Source organism: Pseudoalteromonas rhizosphaerae (genome assembly GCF_028885455.1).
Lineage (GTDB): Bacteria > Pseudomonadota > Gammaproteobacteria > Enterobacterales > Alteromonadaceae > Pseudoalteromonas > Pseudoalteromonas rhizosphaerae.
Genome location: NZ_CP118496.1, coordinates 3,567,765 through 3,582,152, shown reverse-complemented (window position 1 = coordinate 3,582,152; position 14,388 = coordinate 3,567,765). Strand labels below are relative to the sequence as shown.

Annotated in this window: 12 protein-coding genes and 10 tRNA genes; 20 read left to right on the top strand and 2 right to left on the bottom strand. The window is 40.5% G+C overall.

The features are described 5' to 3' along the window. Nucleotides 1–683: 683 nt before the first annotated feature. Together PVK79_RS15390 and PVK79_RS15385 are read right to left on the bottom strand one after the other, a co-directional pair. A tRNA-Pro gene (locus tag PVK79_RS15390) sits at nt 684–760 on the bottom strand. A gap of 106 nt (nt 761–866) precedes the next feature. Then, complete coding sequence (locus PVK79_RS15385) at nt 867–1,487, bottom strand: arylesterase (protein WP_145233087.1); 621 nt, start codon at nt 1,485–1,487, stop codon at nt 867–869. Between PVK79_RS15385 and PVK79_RS15380 the strand changes: the two genes are divergently transcribed. From PVK79_RS15380 to PVK79_RS15285, 20 genes are all read left to right on the top strand, one after another. Further along, nucleotides 1,488–2,201 carry an ABC transporter ATP-binding protein gene (locus PVK79_RS15380; RefSeq protein WP_145233088.1) on the top strand — a complete coding sequence of 238 codons (714 nt, stop codon included), beginning with the start codon at nt 1,488–1,490 and terminating at the stop codon, nt 2,199–2,201. Then, on the top strand, nt 2,191–4,692 hold the full coding sequence (locus tag PVK79_RS15375) for an ABC transporter permease (protein ID WP_257326115.1): 2,502 nt from the start codon (nt 2,191–2,193) through the stop codon (nt 4,690–4,692). The genes PVK79_RS15380 and PVK79_RS15375 overlap by 11 nt, the downstream gene beginning before the upstream one ends. A 121-nt stretch (nt 4,693–4,813) precedes the next feature. Next, a complete protein-coding gene (gene ruvC, locus PVK79_RS15370) occupies nt 4,814–5,338 on the top strand; it encodes a crossover junction endodeoxyribonuclease RuvC (RefSeq protein ID WP_145233090.1) in 525 nt (174 codons plus the stop codon). 1 nt (nt 5,339) lies between these two features. Beyond that, a complete protein-coding gene (ruvA, locus tag PVK79_RS15365; protein ID WP_257326114.1) occupies nt 5,340–5,957 on the top strand; it encodes a Holliday junction branch migration protein RuvA in 618 nt (205 codons plus the stop codon). A 7-nt stretch (nt 5,958–5,964) separates the two neighbouring features. Further along, a complete protein-coding gene (ruvB, locus tag PVK79_RS15360; RefSeq protein ID WP_145233092.1) occupies nt 5,965–6,972 on the top strand; it encodes a Holliday junction branch migration DNA helicase RuvB in 1,008 nt (335 codons plus the stop codon). Between the two features lie 947 nt (nt 6,973–7,919). After that, nucleotides 7,920–8,624 (top strand): protein TolQ, encoded by a 705-nt coding sequence (tolQ, locus tag PVK79_RS15355; protein WP_145233093.1) that lies wholly within the window; start codon nt 7,920–7,922, stop codon nt 8,622–8,624. After that, on the top strand, nt 8,611–9,045 hold the full coding sequence (gene tolR / locus PVK79_RS15350; RefSeq protein WP_145233094.1) for a protein TolR: 435 nt from the start codon (nt 8,611–8,613) through the stop codon (nt 9,043–9,045). The genes tolQ and tolR overlap by 14 nt, the downstream gene beginning before the upstream one ends. 1 nt (nt 9,046) lies before the next feature. Further along, complete coding sequence (tolA, locus tag PVK79_RS15345; protein ID WP_145233095.1) at nt 9,047–9,973, top strand: cell envelope integrity protein TolA; 927 nt, start codon at nt 9,047–9,049, stop codon at nt 9,971–9,973. A 9-nt stretch (nt 9,974–9,982) separates the two neighbouring features. Further along, complete coding sequence (tolB, locus tag PVK79_RS15340; RefSeq protein ID WP_145233096.1) at nt 9,983–11,341, top strand: Tol-Pal system beta propeller repeat protein TolB; 1,359 nt, start codon at nt 9,983–9,985, stop codon at nt 11,339–11,341. A 35-nt stretch (nt 11,342–11,376) separates the two neighbouring features. Beyond that, on the top strand, nt 11,377–11,919 hold the full coding sequence (pal, locus tag PVK79_RS15335) for a peptidoglycan-associated lipoprotein Pal (RefSeq protein ID WP_145233097.1): 543 nt from the start codon (nt 11,377–11,379) through the stop codon (nt 11,917–11,919). Between the two features lie 12 nt (nt 11,920–11,931). Continuing rightward, on the top strand, nt 11,932–12,675 hold the full coding sequence (gene ybgF / locus PVK79_RS15330) for a tol-pal system protein YbgF (RefSeq protein ID WP_182730648.1): 744 nt from the start codon (nt 11,932–11,934) through the stop codon (nt 12,673–12,675). A 168-nt stretch (nt 12,676–12,843) separates the two neighbouring features. Beyond that, nucleotides 12,844–12,919, top strand: a tRNA-Lys gene (locus PVK79_RS15325). 82 nt (nt 12,920–13,001) lie between these two features. After that, nucleotides 13,002–13,077 (top strand) — tRNA-Lys (locus PVK79_RS15320). 71 nt (nt 13,078–13,148) lie between these two features. After that, nucleotides 13,149–13,224: transfer RNA gene (locus PVK79_RS15315), tRNA-Lys, on the top strand. Between the two features lie 71 nt (nt 13,225–13,295). Beyond that, nucleotides 13,296–13,371 (top strand) — tRNA-Lys (locus PVK79_RS15310). Nucleotides 13,372–13,442: 71 nt separating this feature from the next. Beyond that, a tRNA-Lys gene (locus PVK79_RS15305) sits at nt 13,443–13,518 on the top strand. A gap of 71 nt (nt 13,519–13,589) precedes the next feature. After that, nucleotides 13,590–13,665, top strand: a tRNA-Lys gene (locus PVK79_RS15300). Nucleotides 13,666–13,736: 71 nt separating this feature from the next. Further along, nucleotides 13,737–13,812 (top strand) — tRNA-Lys (locus PVK79_RS15295). 71 nt (nt 13,813–13,883) lie between these two features. Next, nucleotides 13,884–13,959: transfer RNA gene (locus tag PVK79_RS15290), tRNA-Lys, on the top strand. 71 nt (nt 13,960–14,030) lie between these two features. After that, a tRNA-Lys gene (locus PVK79_RS15285) sits at nt 14,031–14,106 on the top strand. Nucleotides 14,107–14,388: the final 282 nt, after the last annotated feature.

Sequence of the window (14,388 nt, the reverse complement as noted above, 5' to 3'; positions counted from 1 at the left end):
AAAGCACAAGCATGAATATAGCTTTAGTGATGTTACCGCTTGTTGAATCATAAAATTAATATAGGCACTGCAATAAAGGGGAGAGAACCTGCCATAGCGCGGTATAAGCCTACTAGGTTAAAATCAATTAGGCATGAAAGTGTTATGTAATCTGTATTTTAATGTTCTACTAGAATCTGATAAAGACAAACTGTATTTAGAAATAGCCCAAACAACACTATGCAAAAGAGTTAGTAAACTAAAATAGTATATTAGATGGTCTGGTGGCGTAATCCCTTCGAAAAAGCTAATCAGGCCTTCTACGCCTGAAAAGAGTAATACTAAAAGGCAGGGAATTGAGCCAAATACAATTGCACAAATAATTTCGTTAAAGAGTAGGTTTGTAGTGGTTTTTCTTCTTTGGATGGTTTGCATAATTGTTTTCTATTGTACTTTGAGCTTTAAAATACAATTTGAAAAACATAGAGACAAGTTAAAAGTAAAAAGAAGAGTAAAAACTTGTTCAGTAGGGGGCCATTAGCTGTCTTCCTATATATCCCCCCCTTTTATACCTTAAAAGTATAAAATAATTTAAGGCAAGTATGGTGCGATAAATGTGCGATATATATTTAAAAAAACTAATTTAATTGTGCGATAAAGAAGAGAGTTTAATTTATAACAAGTTGAAATAAAGAGGAATTAATTGGTCGGTATGGAGAGATTCGAACTCTCGACCCCTGCCACCCCATGACAGTGCGCTACCAAGCTGCGCTACATACCGACGTTGCAAGCAATAGTACGTATATTTTTTCAAAAATCAATAAGCTTTTGTTTGTTTGAACATTTATTGCACGTACTGAGTGAAATAAATCATTTTATGAGGATGTTTAGTTATTTATCCAGTCATTGATCGATTTATACATCACATCTCGTAGTATAGGTTGAGCAGTTTTGTTAGGGTGTATGTTGTCGTTTTGCATCAGGCTATTATCAGCAGCGACATTCAAGATAAAAAATGGCATTAAATGGCTGTTTGTGGCACCAGCAACCTCAGCAAAACTAGCGGTAAATAATCCGGTATAACGTGGCCCATAGTTAGGCGGGATGTGTACTTCCATAATCGCTACTTTGGCATCAGCTTGTTTGCTCTTGCTCACTAAACTGGCTAGGTTTTCTTTTAGGCGTTTAATTGGAAAGCCACGCAGGCCGTCGTTACCACCAAGCTCTATAAGTACATGGCTCGGTTGAAACTCATTAAGTAGGGCGTCTAAACGACGCAGTGCGCCACCGGTGGTTTCGCCACTGATACTGGCATTGATAAGTTGGATTGGTGCTTGCTCGTTGTCGTACTTATCTTGTAACAGTTTAACCCAGCCTTGCTCTTGTTTTAAGCCGTAGGCGGCGCTTAAACTATCACCTAAAATTAAAATTGTGTTGTCAGCTGCCGCACTAAGTGGTTTGATTACTAATAGTAAAACGAAAATAAAACGTAGGATTGAATACATCATATGTCAGCGCTATCTCAATTAAATATCATTCAGGTTAAAGGTCTTTCTAAAACGGTTAATACCCTTGAAGGGGATTTGCCCATCCTCAGTGACATCACCTTTAATGTCAAGTCTGGAGACTCAGTTGCTGTAGTTGGTACCTCAGGTTCAGGTAAATCAACTTTATTAAGTTTGCTCGCAGGGCTTGACCAATCGACTCAGGGATCAATTTATTTAGATGGTGAGCCGCTGCATGAACTTGATGAAGAAGCGCGTGCGGCATTAAGAGCTGCAAAAGTCGGTTTTGTATTTCAATCATTTATGTTGGTACAGAGTTTAACAGCACTTGAGAATGTGATGTTACCGGCAGAGCTTGCTGGTGAAAAAAATGCCAAGCAACAAGCACTCGATCTTCTGGAAAAAGTAGGTTTAAGTCATCGTATTGAGCATTATCCGTCGCAATTGTCTGGTGGTGAGCAGCAGCGTGTAGCGATTGCTCGCGCATTTATTGGCACACCAAAGATTTTATTCGCCGATGAGCCATCAGCAAATCTTGATAGCAAAAATGGTAAGTTAATTGAGTCACTGTTATTCGAGCTTAATCAGCTTCATGGCACGACGTTGATTTTAGTCACACATGATGAGGCGTTAGCAGCAAAGTGTCAGCATGTGTTACAAATTGAAGCGGGTCAATTAGTTAAAAATACCAATGAGGCTGTGGCGAATGTGGGTTAAATTAGCATTAAAATTATTTAGCCGTGAATTTCGCCGTGGTGAACTCACGGTGATTTGTGCGGCCATAGCGTTGGCGGTATTGACGGTTTTAACGCTTTCTATGGTGACTGATCGCATAGGGCAAAGCATCGCGCAAAAAAGCAGTGCCTTTATTGCCGCTGATCGCGTGCTGGCAAGCAACCATGAATTACCGGGTGAATATTTAACAACAGCAAGCGAATACAACTTACAAACCGCACAGCTCACTTACTTTGATACTATGTTGTTTGCTAATGACGAAATGCAATTAAGCTCAGTAAAGGCGGTGTCGGAGCATTATCCACTTAAGGGCGAACTAAAAGTTAAAAGCAGTTTAACCGGTGATGTTGAAGTGGCCACGCAAGGGCCAACTGTTGGTAATGTGTGGTTTAGTGAATCGGTATTTTATGCACTAAATGTAAAAGTAGGTGATACGGTTGAGCTAGGCGCTGCGCAATTTAATATTGAAAAAGTATTGGTGGAAGAGCCAGATGCGCCATTTAATATTTTTTCAAGTAGTCGTCGTGTGTTGTTAAATAACCAAGATGTAGACAAAACTGAAGTGATCCAGCCGGGCAGCCGTGTTTTTTACCGCCAGTTGTATGCAGGGGATGAGAGTAACCTTACTGACTTTTATAGCTGGCTAAAACCACAAATGAAAGAAAACCAGCAATGGTATGGTGTTAAAGACAGACAGTCGCCGATTGCAAATAGCTTAAACCGCGCTGAAAGCTTTTTATTATTAGCGGGGTTATTGGGCATTATTTTAGCGGCGGTGGCTATTGCCGTGTCTGCAAAGCGTTATTGCGAACGCCAATATGACCCAGTTGCGATGATGAAAACCTTAGGTGGTAGCCGATCGACAATTCGCAAAATTTACTTACTGCATTTATCACTGGTGTGTGCTTTGTCGGTCATACTTGGCTTAGCCATTGGCTATGGTTTACAAGAGATAGCCACTAGTTATTTAGCTAAATCAATGAACAATACTCTTCCTGCAGCGGGTATAAAACCGTGGTTTGTGGCGATTAGTACTGGCGTTATCTGTGCCGTGATGTTTTCAATCAAGCCGTTATTAGATTTATTTGATATTCCACCGCTTAGGGTATTACGCCGTAACTTAGGCGATAAGCTATTAGTAAGTAAAGTGCATTTAGCTATGTCGGGCTTAACAGTCTTTTTATTAATGTGGTTGTTTAGTAATAACCTTAAAATTACCGCTATTTTGTTTATCTCTACTTTAGTTTTGATTGCGATACTGTTTTTATTATCGCGGTTAATTTTTGGCAGCGGACGTAAACTAGGATTGCGCCCGGGGAATAGTTGGTCATTAGCGATTGCTTCGTTGCAAAAACGTGCCAATGCTAATGCGGTACAGTTGATCAGTTTTTCGTTGGCAATAAAGCTATTGTTATTTTTAGTGGTGCTGAAAAACGATATGATCGCAGATTGGCAATCGCAACTTCCAAGCGACGCGCCGAATGCTTTTTTAGTAAATATAACCGAAACTGAATTGCCAGACGTAACAAGCTTTTTAGAGCAAAAAAATATTCAAGTATCTGAGTTCTATCCGACTATTCGTGGTCGCGTAAACGCTGTTAATGGTGAATTAGTTGCTCGCGAAGTCTCATTGCAAGACAACGAGAAGAAAGACGAAGAAGCACGCGCAGGTATTGGCCGTGAACTAAATCTTACATGGTTAGAGCAAGTCCCTGTGCAAAATGAGATCATAGACGGGCAGTGGTTTGCCGACAATGCCACCGCTGAAGCATCGATCGAAGAATCTATGCTAGAGCGTTTAGATGTGAAACTGGGTGATACGCTAACATTTTTGATTGGCGCCCAGTCATTTGATGCCAAAATCACCAGTGTTCGTAAAGTTAATTGGGCTACTTTAAAGCCTAATTTCTTTATTATATTAAGTCCTGATGTACTGGCTGATTTTCCTGCGACGTATATTTCATCGGTGCGTATCGAAGCCGATCAAAAACGCGACTTTAGTGAGCTACTACGTGCCTACCCGACAATCAACGCCATCGACGTTGACAGCTTTGTCAAACAAATACGCTCTACTATTTCGCAAGTATCGCTGGCAATTGGATTTGTACTGGCGATAGTGGTGATGTGTGGTGGCTTGGTTTTAATTTCGCAAGTGCAAGCAAGCCTTGGTGAACGGATGCAGGAAATTGTCATATTGCGTACCTTAGGCGCCAAAGGGCGGCTAATAAAAAATGCCACTTTATATGAGTTTTTATTGCTGGGCAGCGCTGCTGGTTTTGTCGCTGCGTTGGTCAGTGATGTGGCTTTATTAATAGTGCAACGTGAGATGTTTGACTTAGCAGGTAAGCTGCACCCGCATATTTGGCTTATTGGACCATTAGTGGGTGGTGTGTTTGTGGCATCACTGGGCTACTTTATGATAGCTAGAACCATGCGTAAAAATACTCAAGGGTTACTACGCTCTTTAGCCTAAAAGGTTAGCAATTAAACAAGCCCGTTTTTACGGGCTTTTTTATGCCAATAATGCACTGGTAATTTATACAGTGCTCTGGCATTATTAGCGTACTTAACTATTTACACTGATTGGGCAAGTATTGGCTATTATTTTAGGGATTGATCCTGGCTCACGATTAACCGGTTATGGGGTGATTGCCCATCAAGGTGCTAAATTTACTTATTTAGGCAGCGGTTGTATAAAACTGGCCGATCACGAGTTTCCTATTCGATTAAAAATGATTTATCAGGGGATCAGTCAACTAATCGAACAATTCTCTCCCGATCATTTTGCCATTGAAAAAGTATTTATGGCGCATAATCCTGATTCAGCTCTTAAATTAGGCCAAGCCAGAGGAGCTGCAATTGTTGGTGCGGCAATGGCTGAGTTACCGGTGTTTGAATACTCGGCGCGGCAAATTAAACAAGCGGTGGTAGGGCACGGTGGTGCCGATAAATCGCAAGTGCAGCATATGGTTAAAAATATTTTAAAATTGCCAGGCACACCGCAAGCGGATGCAGCCGATGCATTAGCCATTGCGATATGCCATGCTCATTCCGATCAAAATTTAATAAAACTAGCGGGCAGTGCCAGTAAAACCGTTAGAGGACGATTAAGGAAATAACATGATAGGTCGCTTAAATGGCATCTTAGTAGAAAAACAACCGCCAGAAATTTTGCTTGAAGTAAGCGGTGTTGGTTACGAAGTTAACATGCCGATGACGTGTTTTTATGATTTACCAAACATTGGCGAAAATGCCATTGTGTATACTCATTTTGTAGTAAGAGAAGACGCCCAGTTATTATTTGGCTTTAATAATAAAATTGAGCGAGCATTATTTAGAGAGCTATTAAAAGCCAATGGCGTTGGGCCAAAGCTCGGATTAGCAATACTTTCAGGGATGTCGGCTAAGCAATTTGTTAGCTGTGTGAATAACGAAGATGCCACCAGTTTAGTGAAACTGCCAGGTGTAGGTAAAAAAACCGCAGAGCGCCTGGTACTTGAAATGAAAGACCGATTAAAAGATTGGGGTAATGACTTATTCACGCCATTTAGTGATAATGCAGTTATAGAGCCCGCATCTGACGCACTTATTGCTAATAATGCGGCAGATGATGCAACCTCTGCGTTAGTGTCATTAGGTTATAAATTGGCGCAAGCACAAAAAACAGTAAAATCAGTGGCCAAGCCTGGTATGTCTACAGAGGTTCTGATCAAAGAATCTCTAAAATCAATGTTGTGAGTAAACCATGATTGAAGCGGATCGTTTAATAGATGCGACTGAACAAAGTAATGAAGATGTAGTCGATCGCGCGATTAGACCAAAACTATTAGCCGATTATACTGGTCAGCCCCATGTTAAACAGCAAATGGAAATATTTATAGAAGCTGCACGTAGTCGGGGTGAAGCGCTTGATCATTTATTAATATTTGGTCCGCCGGGTTTGGGGAAAACCACACTAGCAAACATTGTTGCCAATGAGCTAAATGTCAGTATTAAAACAACCTCGGGCCCAGTGCTTGAAAAAGCCGGTGATTTAGCCGCACTACTGACCAATTTAGAAGAAGGCGATGTACTTTTTATTGATGAAATACATAGGCTAAGCCCGCAAGTTGAAGAAATACTCTATCCTGCAATGGAAGATTATCAACTCGATTTAATGATTGGTGAAGGGCCTGCAGCTCGTTCCATTAAGCTCGATTTACCCGCTTTTACCTTAATTGGCGCAACCACTCGCGCAGGCTCGTTAACTTCACCACTTAGAGACCGTTTTGGTATTGTGCAGCGTTTAGAGTTTTATTCGGTGGCAGATTTATCGACTATAGTGGGGCGTTCTGCTCATTATTTAAATTTAGCCATGTGTGATGAAGGTGCCATTGAAATTGCTAAACGCTCTCGTGGTACGCCACGTATCGCTAATCGATTATTACGCCGGGTACGAGATTACACGCAAGTTAAATCAGACGGTACTGTAAATGCCGAAGTGGCAGAGCTGGCACTTAATATGATTGATGTCGATAAAAGCGGCTTTGATTATATGGACCGTAAATATTTACTCGCGATCATTGAAAAGTTTATGGGGGGTCCGGTAGGGTTAGACAACTTAGCCGCCGCTATCGGTGAAGAAAAAGAAACCATTGAAGATGTGATCGAGCCTTACCTCATCCAGCAAGGATTTATCCAACGTACGCCAAGAGGGCGTATTGTGTCTGATAACGCCTATCATCACTTTGGCTTATTACCCAAACAAGAATAAAGTACATTTATTGTAGCTGTATGCGTGCGTATGGCTGCAAACCCACCTCACAAATCTTCTATACTGTTCTTTTAGCCACTATTCAAATGTCTATTTTGCTGTGTTTAAGTTAATCGCGTGATTAGCATATTACTTAAAGTTTAGATTATTTAGTTATTTGGGCTAATACAATTCACATGCTGTTAAGTTTGTAAACGATATTGTATGCGCCATAGCGATGTAGTGCTGTGCGTGATTTGCAGGCAAAAAAAAGCCCGCATAAAATGCGGGCAAACAACAAGTTGAAGGAAGTAATCTAAGTAACATTGCTTAAATTCATCAAGTTTTATCAAGAAGACTTTAAGCATAGCAATACGAAAAATCAGAATCATATTGCAAAGAACTGGGCTGAATGAAATATTCATTGCTGCGCTAGCTCGGTATGGGAGAATAATACGCAATAGTTGGTTTTTGTTCAAACTAGAAAAATTTAATTTTCAGATAAAAAAAACTAATAGCAAGATTTTTATGAATGCTTTATTTTTGTTCATAAAGTTCACGGTAATATATTAATTTGTTGAATTTGTGATGTTTTATTTGTTTGAGTGTTTTTTTTATAGATTAGTTAAACTGTTGCATTGACCATGCTTACAGTCAATTATGCTTGTTTATTCATTAAGAGTGAATAAACGGGGTGTTTTACACAGTTTTTGTTTATAAATAAGCACCGCAGCATGTATTTACCTTAACAGCCCAGTCTTAAATAGTTGCGTTAAGATTGACTAATAAGGTTATAAAAATGATGTCAGCCTGCTCTTCAACGTTTTTTGTTGCTAATTCACAGCAATAGCGTTGTCAGTACTGAGCTGAATCGATACACTAGTTGCAACTTTTGGCCATTTTTTCGGTCATATACCTAGCGTATAATGAAATGTTATTTATACAAGAAATCTTATTAGGAGTTTAATGTGGGTTCAGGGCTTAATTTTTTAGATTTAATTCTAGAAGCAAGTTTTCTTGTGCAATTAGTTATGCTGGCATTAGTAGGTATGTCAGTGATGTCATGGGCAATTATTTTTCAGCGCAAAAAAGCAATTTCAGATGCATTATCCAATACTAAGCGATTTGAGCAAAAATTTTGGTCAGGCATTGATTTAAGTAAACTCTACAATGAGATCTCATCGCGTAGCGGTAGCTCAACCGGCGTTGAAGCATTATTTATAGCAGGCTTTAAAGAGTTTGCTCGCCATAAGAAAAACTCTTTTCAAAGTGCTAGCATTGTAATGGAAGGGACGCATCGTTCAATGCGAGTTGCGTTATCTCGTGAAATCGAAAAATTAGAATCAAGTTTATCGTTTTTAGCAACTGTGGGGTCTATCAGTCCTTACATTGGTTTGTTTGGGACTGTGTGGGGCATTATGAATGCCTTTATCGCGTTAGGCGAAGTTAAGCAAGCAACCTTGCAAATGGTTGCCCCAGGTATAGCTGAAGCGCTTATTGCAACAGCTATGGGGTTATTCGCAGCTATTCCTGCGGTTATTGCATACAACCGTTTTGCTAATAGAGTTGAAAAGCTAGAATCTAACTACATTAACTTTATGGAAGAGTTTGCAAATATTTTACACCGTCAAGCAGCTACCCAAATAGAGGCAAAAGCGAATGTATCAGCGTAAGAAGCGTCGTCCTGTTGCAGAGATAAACGTAGTCCCTTACATTGATGTAATGCTGGTGCTACTGATTATTTTTATGGCTACTGCGCCTTTGATCACTCATGGTGTTAAAGTTGATTTGCCAAAAATGGAAGAATCAGATTTAGTCGATACTAAAGATACGCCACCGATCATTGCTTCAATTGATGCACAAGGTAAGTACTATGTCAGTATTGGTACTGATCCAGAAGAACCGATGGAAGCATTAGATGTTGCCGCTGTTATTAAGTTGCAACTGATGAAAAACCCAGAAACTCCAGTGATGATCAAAGGCTCAGGTAAAGTATCGTATCAAGAAGTATTATTATTGATGGATTTCTTAAAAAATGCCGGTGTACCTTCAGTTGGATTAATGACTGAGTCGTTTGAAGGGAATAAAAACTAATATGGGTGCTTCAGTATTAAAATCAGTGTTATTGCACCTCGCTATAATAGGCGTTCTGGTAGGAACCGCGAGTTTTCATACTTCACCGCCTAAAGTAATGGAAGTCACCTTGAACAAGGCTATGCCTGATGCTGAAAATGCTGTTTCAGCAGTGACTGTTGACCAGAAAATGGTTGAACAAAAAATTGCTGAGTTGAAACGCAAAGAAGATGATAAAAAACGTGCTGAAGATAAACGCATTCGTGATTTAGAGCGCCGAGCATCTGATGCACGTAAACAACGTGAAGCTGAAGATCGTCGAATTAAGAAGCTAGAGCAAGAGCGCCGAGCAAAAGAGAAAGAAACGGCACAAGCGCAAGCACAGGCTAAAAAAGCGCGTGAAATAGAGCAAAAAGAACGTGAAAAAGCGCAGCAGGCTGAAAAGCAAAAAGAAGCGTCTGAGTTAGCTGCAAAAGCGGCAGCTGAGAAACGTAAACAGGCAGAAGAGGCATTAAAAAAAGCCGAAGACGACCGCAAACGTGAAGAGTTAGCCGCTAAAAAACGCGCAGAAGCTGCTGAAGAGGCGCGTCAAAAAGCATTACAAGAGCAAATGCTGCAAGAGCAGTTAGCCACAGAGCAAGCCGCGCGAAATAAATTGCGTCAGCAACAGGTCGGCACTGAGGTTGATAAATACAAAGCATTAATTATGGCGCGTATTCAGCAAAATTTATTAATTGATGAAAAAATGAAAAACCAACAATGCCGTGTGAATATTCGCTTAGGTTTTAATGGTCTGGTCACACAAGTGAAATCTTTAGGTGGTGATAAGTTAGTATGCGAAGCGGCGCTAAGGGCGGTTCGTATGGCTGAAACACTGCCGGTATCTAAAGATCAAGACGTGTTTGAGCAATTAAAAAATATTAACTTAACGATCAAGCCACAATTTTAAAGGAATTATATGTTCAATCAGTTGAAAACAGTTTGTTTAATTTTAGTTCTTGGCTTTACCAGTGTTGCAAATGCTGCGCTTGAAATAGTCATAACAGAAGGAGTTGATAGTGCACGCCCTATAGCCATCATCCCTTTTAAATATAAAGGTGTTGGGCCAATTCCACAAAAGCTCAGTGATGTTATTGCTGCCGATTTGATGCGCAGTGGTAAATTTAAACCAATTAGTGTTGACGAAATGCCACAGCTGCCAAGCAAAAATGCAGATATAGATTATGGTGCGTGGGTAAATAAGGGTGTTGAAGCAATTTTAGTTGGTGAAGTTGAACAGCAAACAGATGGCCGTTATTTGGTACGTTATGAGCTAGTTGATGTTATCCGCGGCCAAATCACCGGCGGTGAAACGCAAATGATGAGCAATGGTAAATTAGTTAAAAATCAAGATCATGTTCAAGAAGCACGCGAAAGTGTGATAAGCGAATCTGGGTTTAGACGCTACGCTCATCGTATTAGTGATGTTATTTATGAAAAACTTACCGGTGAGCGCGGTGCCTTTTTAACAAAAATTGCTTACGTCATTGTGCGTGATGACGAACCAAAACCTTATCAGCTTGTTGTTGCTGATTACGATGGGTTTAATGAACAAGTTTTATTACGCTCTCAAGAGCCGTTAATGTCTCCAGCATGGTCACCTGATGGTACTAAATTAGCTTATGTGACGTTTGAAAATCGTCAAAGCCAAATCTATATGCAAGATTTATACACTGGTAAGCGTGAAATCATTACCAGCCATCAAGGTATCAATGGTGCGCCACAGTTTTCACCTGACGGTAAAAAACTATTATTAGTACTGTCAAAAGACAGAAACGGTGCCACAGAAGTGTATATGTTAGATTTAGCTACACGTAAAGAAACACGCCTTACTCGCCACCGTAGTATAGATACTGAACCGTCTTGGCATCCGAATGGTCAAGATATCGTGTTTACCTCGGAAAGGGGTGGTAATGCTCAGATTTATAAGTTAAATTTACAAACAGGTAGGTCACAACGAATGACCTTTGATGGTGATATGAATCTAGCAGGTTCTATTACCCCTGATGGCAAAGAATTAGTGATGGTTAACCGTACTAACGGGCAGTACCATCTTGCTAAGAAAGAGCTGGCTACTGGAGCGTTTCAAGTATTAACTCGAACGCGTCTAGATGAATCACCGAGTATCGCACCTAATGGCTCGATGATTATTTATAGCACGCTACATAATAATAAGCAGGTACTAGCGCTGGTATCAATGGACGGTCGTTTTAAAGCACGTTTACCTGTGCTAAATGGACAAGTAAAGGCACCCGCGTGGTCGCCTTATTTACAGTAATATTTGCTGGTTTACTCAATATAGGAATCTACTCAATGCAACTTAATAAAATACTTAAAGGCCTGCTAATTGCTGTGCCTGTTATGACTCTAGCAGCTTGTAGCTCATCTTCAGATATCGACGAAGGTGCAGCAAATCAATCAAATCAAGCGACAGTTGAGCAAACAGCTAATAATGACACTGTTGAAGTGGCAACATTAACACCTGATCAAAAAGCACAAGAAGAACTCACTCAAAAATACGAAGCATTACGTGAAAAGCAAGTAATTTACTTTGATTTTGATAAAGCGACGATTCAAGGTCAGTACGGTGAATTACTTCGAGCTCATGCTGAGTTTTTAGTAAAGAATCCATCAGTTAAAGTACTAATTGAAGGTCATGCAGATGAGCGTGGTACACCTGAGTACAATATCGCATTGGGTGAGCATCGTGGTCAAGCAGTTGAAAAATACCTTCAAAGTTTAGGTGTTTCTGCAAGCCAAATGTCAGTAGTGAGCTACGGTGAAGAAAAGCCGATGGTTAAATCACGCACTGAATCTGCTTTCGCTAAAAACCGCCGTGCGGTACTAGTTTACTAAATTAGAGACATTATGAAGCCGAAAATTATTTTGGCAGCCATGATATTGAGCGGGAGCACCCAAGTTTGGGCTGCTCCCGCTCCTGTTTCAGAAGCTGCGAGTTCACAATCGAGTATAGAAAAACGCCTTGCTGCCCTTGAAAGTATGATGCAGTCGAGAAATTTATTACAAGTTGAGTTACAGCAACAGCTAAATATGCTGCAAGATGAAGTGAGTCAAGTTCGCGGGATCACCGAAGAACAGACCTATAAGCTTGAGAAAGTACTGCAACGCCAACGTGAGCTGTATCAAGAAATTGAAAATCGCGTGAGCCAAGCTTACTCGCAACCCAGTACAGAGCAATATGCAGAGCCTGTTGCATCGCAAGCTATTAGTTCGGATCTGTCTGAGAATGAGGCTTACGAGCGTGCAGTGGCATTAATTATGAAGGACAAGCGCTACGATCAGGCAATTCCAGAGTTTCAAACGTTTTTAACAACGTATCCAAATTCTGTTTATGCGTCCAACGCTCATTATTGGTTAGGGCAATTGCTGACAATTAAAAATGATGCAGTAAAAGCATCGGAACATTTTAAAGTTGTTGTAAATGAATTTCCAAATTCAAATAAGCGTCCAGATGCAATGTTAAAGCTTGGAACTTTATTGCAAGAGCAAGGTTTAGCCGATCAAGCATCAAAAACCTTTCAGGATCTGCTTAACCAATACCCAAGTACAACTGCTGCAAAATTGGCCACTGATCGCCTTTCAAAAATGTAGAATCAGCTTGATTAGACTGCTTTTTGTCATAAGCGGTCTAAAATTGGTCAGCTAGACATAAAAACTTAAAAAAAGAGACATTTTCTGTTGCACTCATTTTTTAAATAAGTATTATAAGCGCCCGCAGCAAACGAATGGTTCAACCACTCAAATTGCGGCAAAAAGAGCGGGTCATTAGCTCAGTTGGTAGAGCAGTGGACTTTTAATCCATTGGTCGATGGTTCAAGTCCATCATGACCCACCATTCATTAGTAAGTTATAGAATGGTCTTTTATCGGCGGATTTACGTATTAGTGTTTGGTTGCATTTAGTTGCAACAGCAGAGCGGGTCATTAGCTCAGTTGGTAGAGCAGTGGACTTTTAATCCATTGGTCGATGGTTCAAGTCCATCATGACCCACCATTCTTTATTCTTAGAATAGTAGAGTGGTTATAATCGGCGGATTTACGCAGCGTGCTTAGGCACATCAGAGCGGGTCATTAGCTCAGTTGGTAGAGCAGTGGACTTTTAATCCATTGGTCGATGGTTCAAGTCCATCATGACCCACCATTCTTTATTCTTAGAATAGTAGAGTGGTTATAATCGGCGGATTTACGCAGCGTGATTAGGCACATCAGAGCGGGTCATTAGCTCAGTTGGTAGAGCAGTGGACTTTTAATCCATTGGTCGATGGTTCAAGTCCATCATGACCCACCATTCTTTATTCGTAGAATAGTAGAGTGGTTATAATCGGCGGATGTACGCAACGTGCTTAGGCACATTAGAGCGGGTCATTAGCTCAGTTGGTAGAGCAGTGGACTTTTAATCCATTGGTCGATGGTTCAAGTCCATCATGACCCACCATTCTTTATTCGTAGAATAGTAGAGTGGTTATAATCGGCGGATGTACGCAGCGTGCTTAGGCACATCAGAGCGGGTCATTAGCTCAGTTGGTAGAGCAGTGGACTTTTAATCCATTGGTCGATGGTTCAAGTCCATCATGACCCACCATTCTTTATTCTTAGAATAGTAGAGTGGTTATAATCGGCGGATTTACGCAGCGTGCTTAGGCATATCAGAGCGGGTCATTAGCTCAGTTGGTAGAGCAGTGGACTTTTAATCCATTGGTCGATGGTTCAAGTCCATCATGACCCACCATTCTTTATTCGTAGAATAGTAGAGTGGTTATAATCGGCGGATCTACGCAGCGTGCTTAGGCACATCAGAGCGGGTCATTAGCTCAGTTGGTAGAGCAGTGGACTTTTAATCCATTGGTCGATGGTTCAAGTCCATCATGACCCACCATTCTTTATTCGTAGAATAGTAGAGTGGTTATAATCGGCGGATCTACGCAGCGTGCTTAGGCACATCAGAGCGGGTCATTAGCTCAGTTGGTAGAGCAGTGGACTTTTAATCCATTGGTCGATGGTTCAAGTCCATCATGACCCACCATTCTGGTTTATTCAATTTCAGTTTATCTGACCCCTATTTAGTAAATTCACATCACTTTACATCAAAAGCAAAAACACTTACAAAAATCATTGTCAAGCTAAATACAAATGCGTTAATCAAATTGCTATTATATCAATCGTGTTAAGTTACTGACCATTTATAGCGACAGATAAATACAGTGATAACAAGGCTTAAATTTTGACATGTAGTTGTTCTCGGCAATTGCTCCTGCATTGCTCTACCTCCTGCATCCATGCAGTCGTACATAAAAAATAACTAACG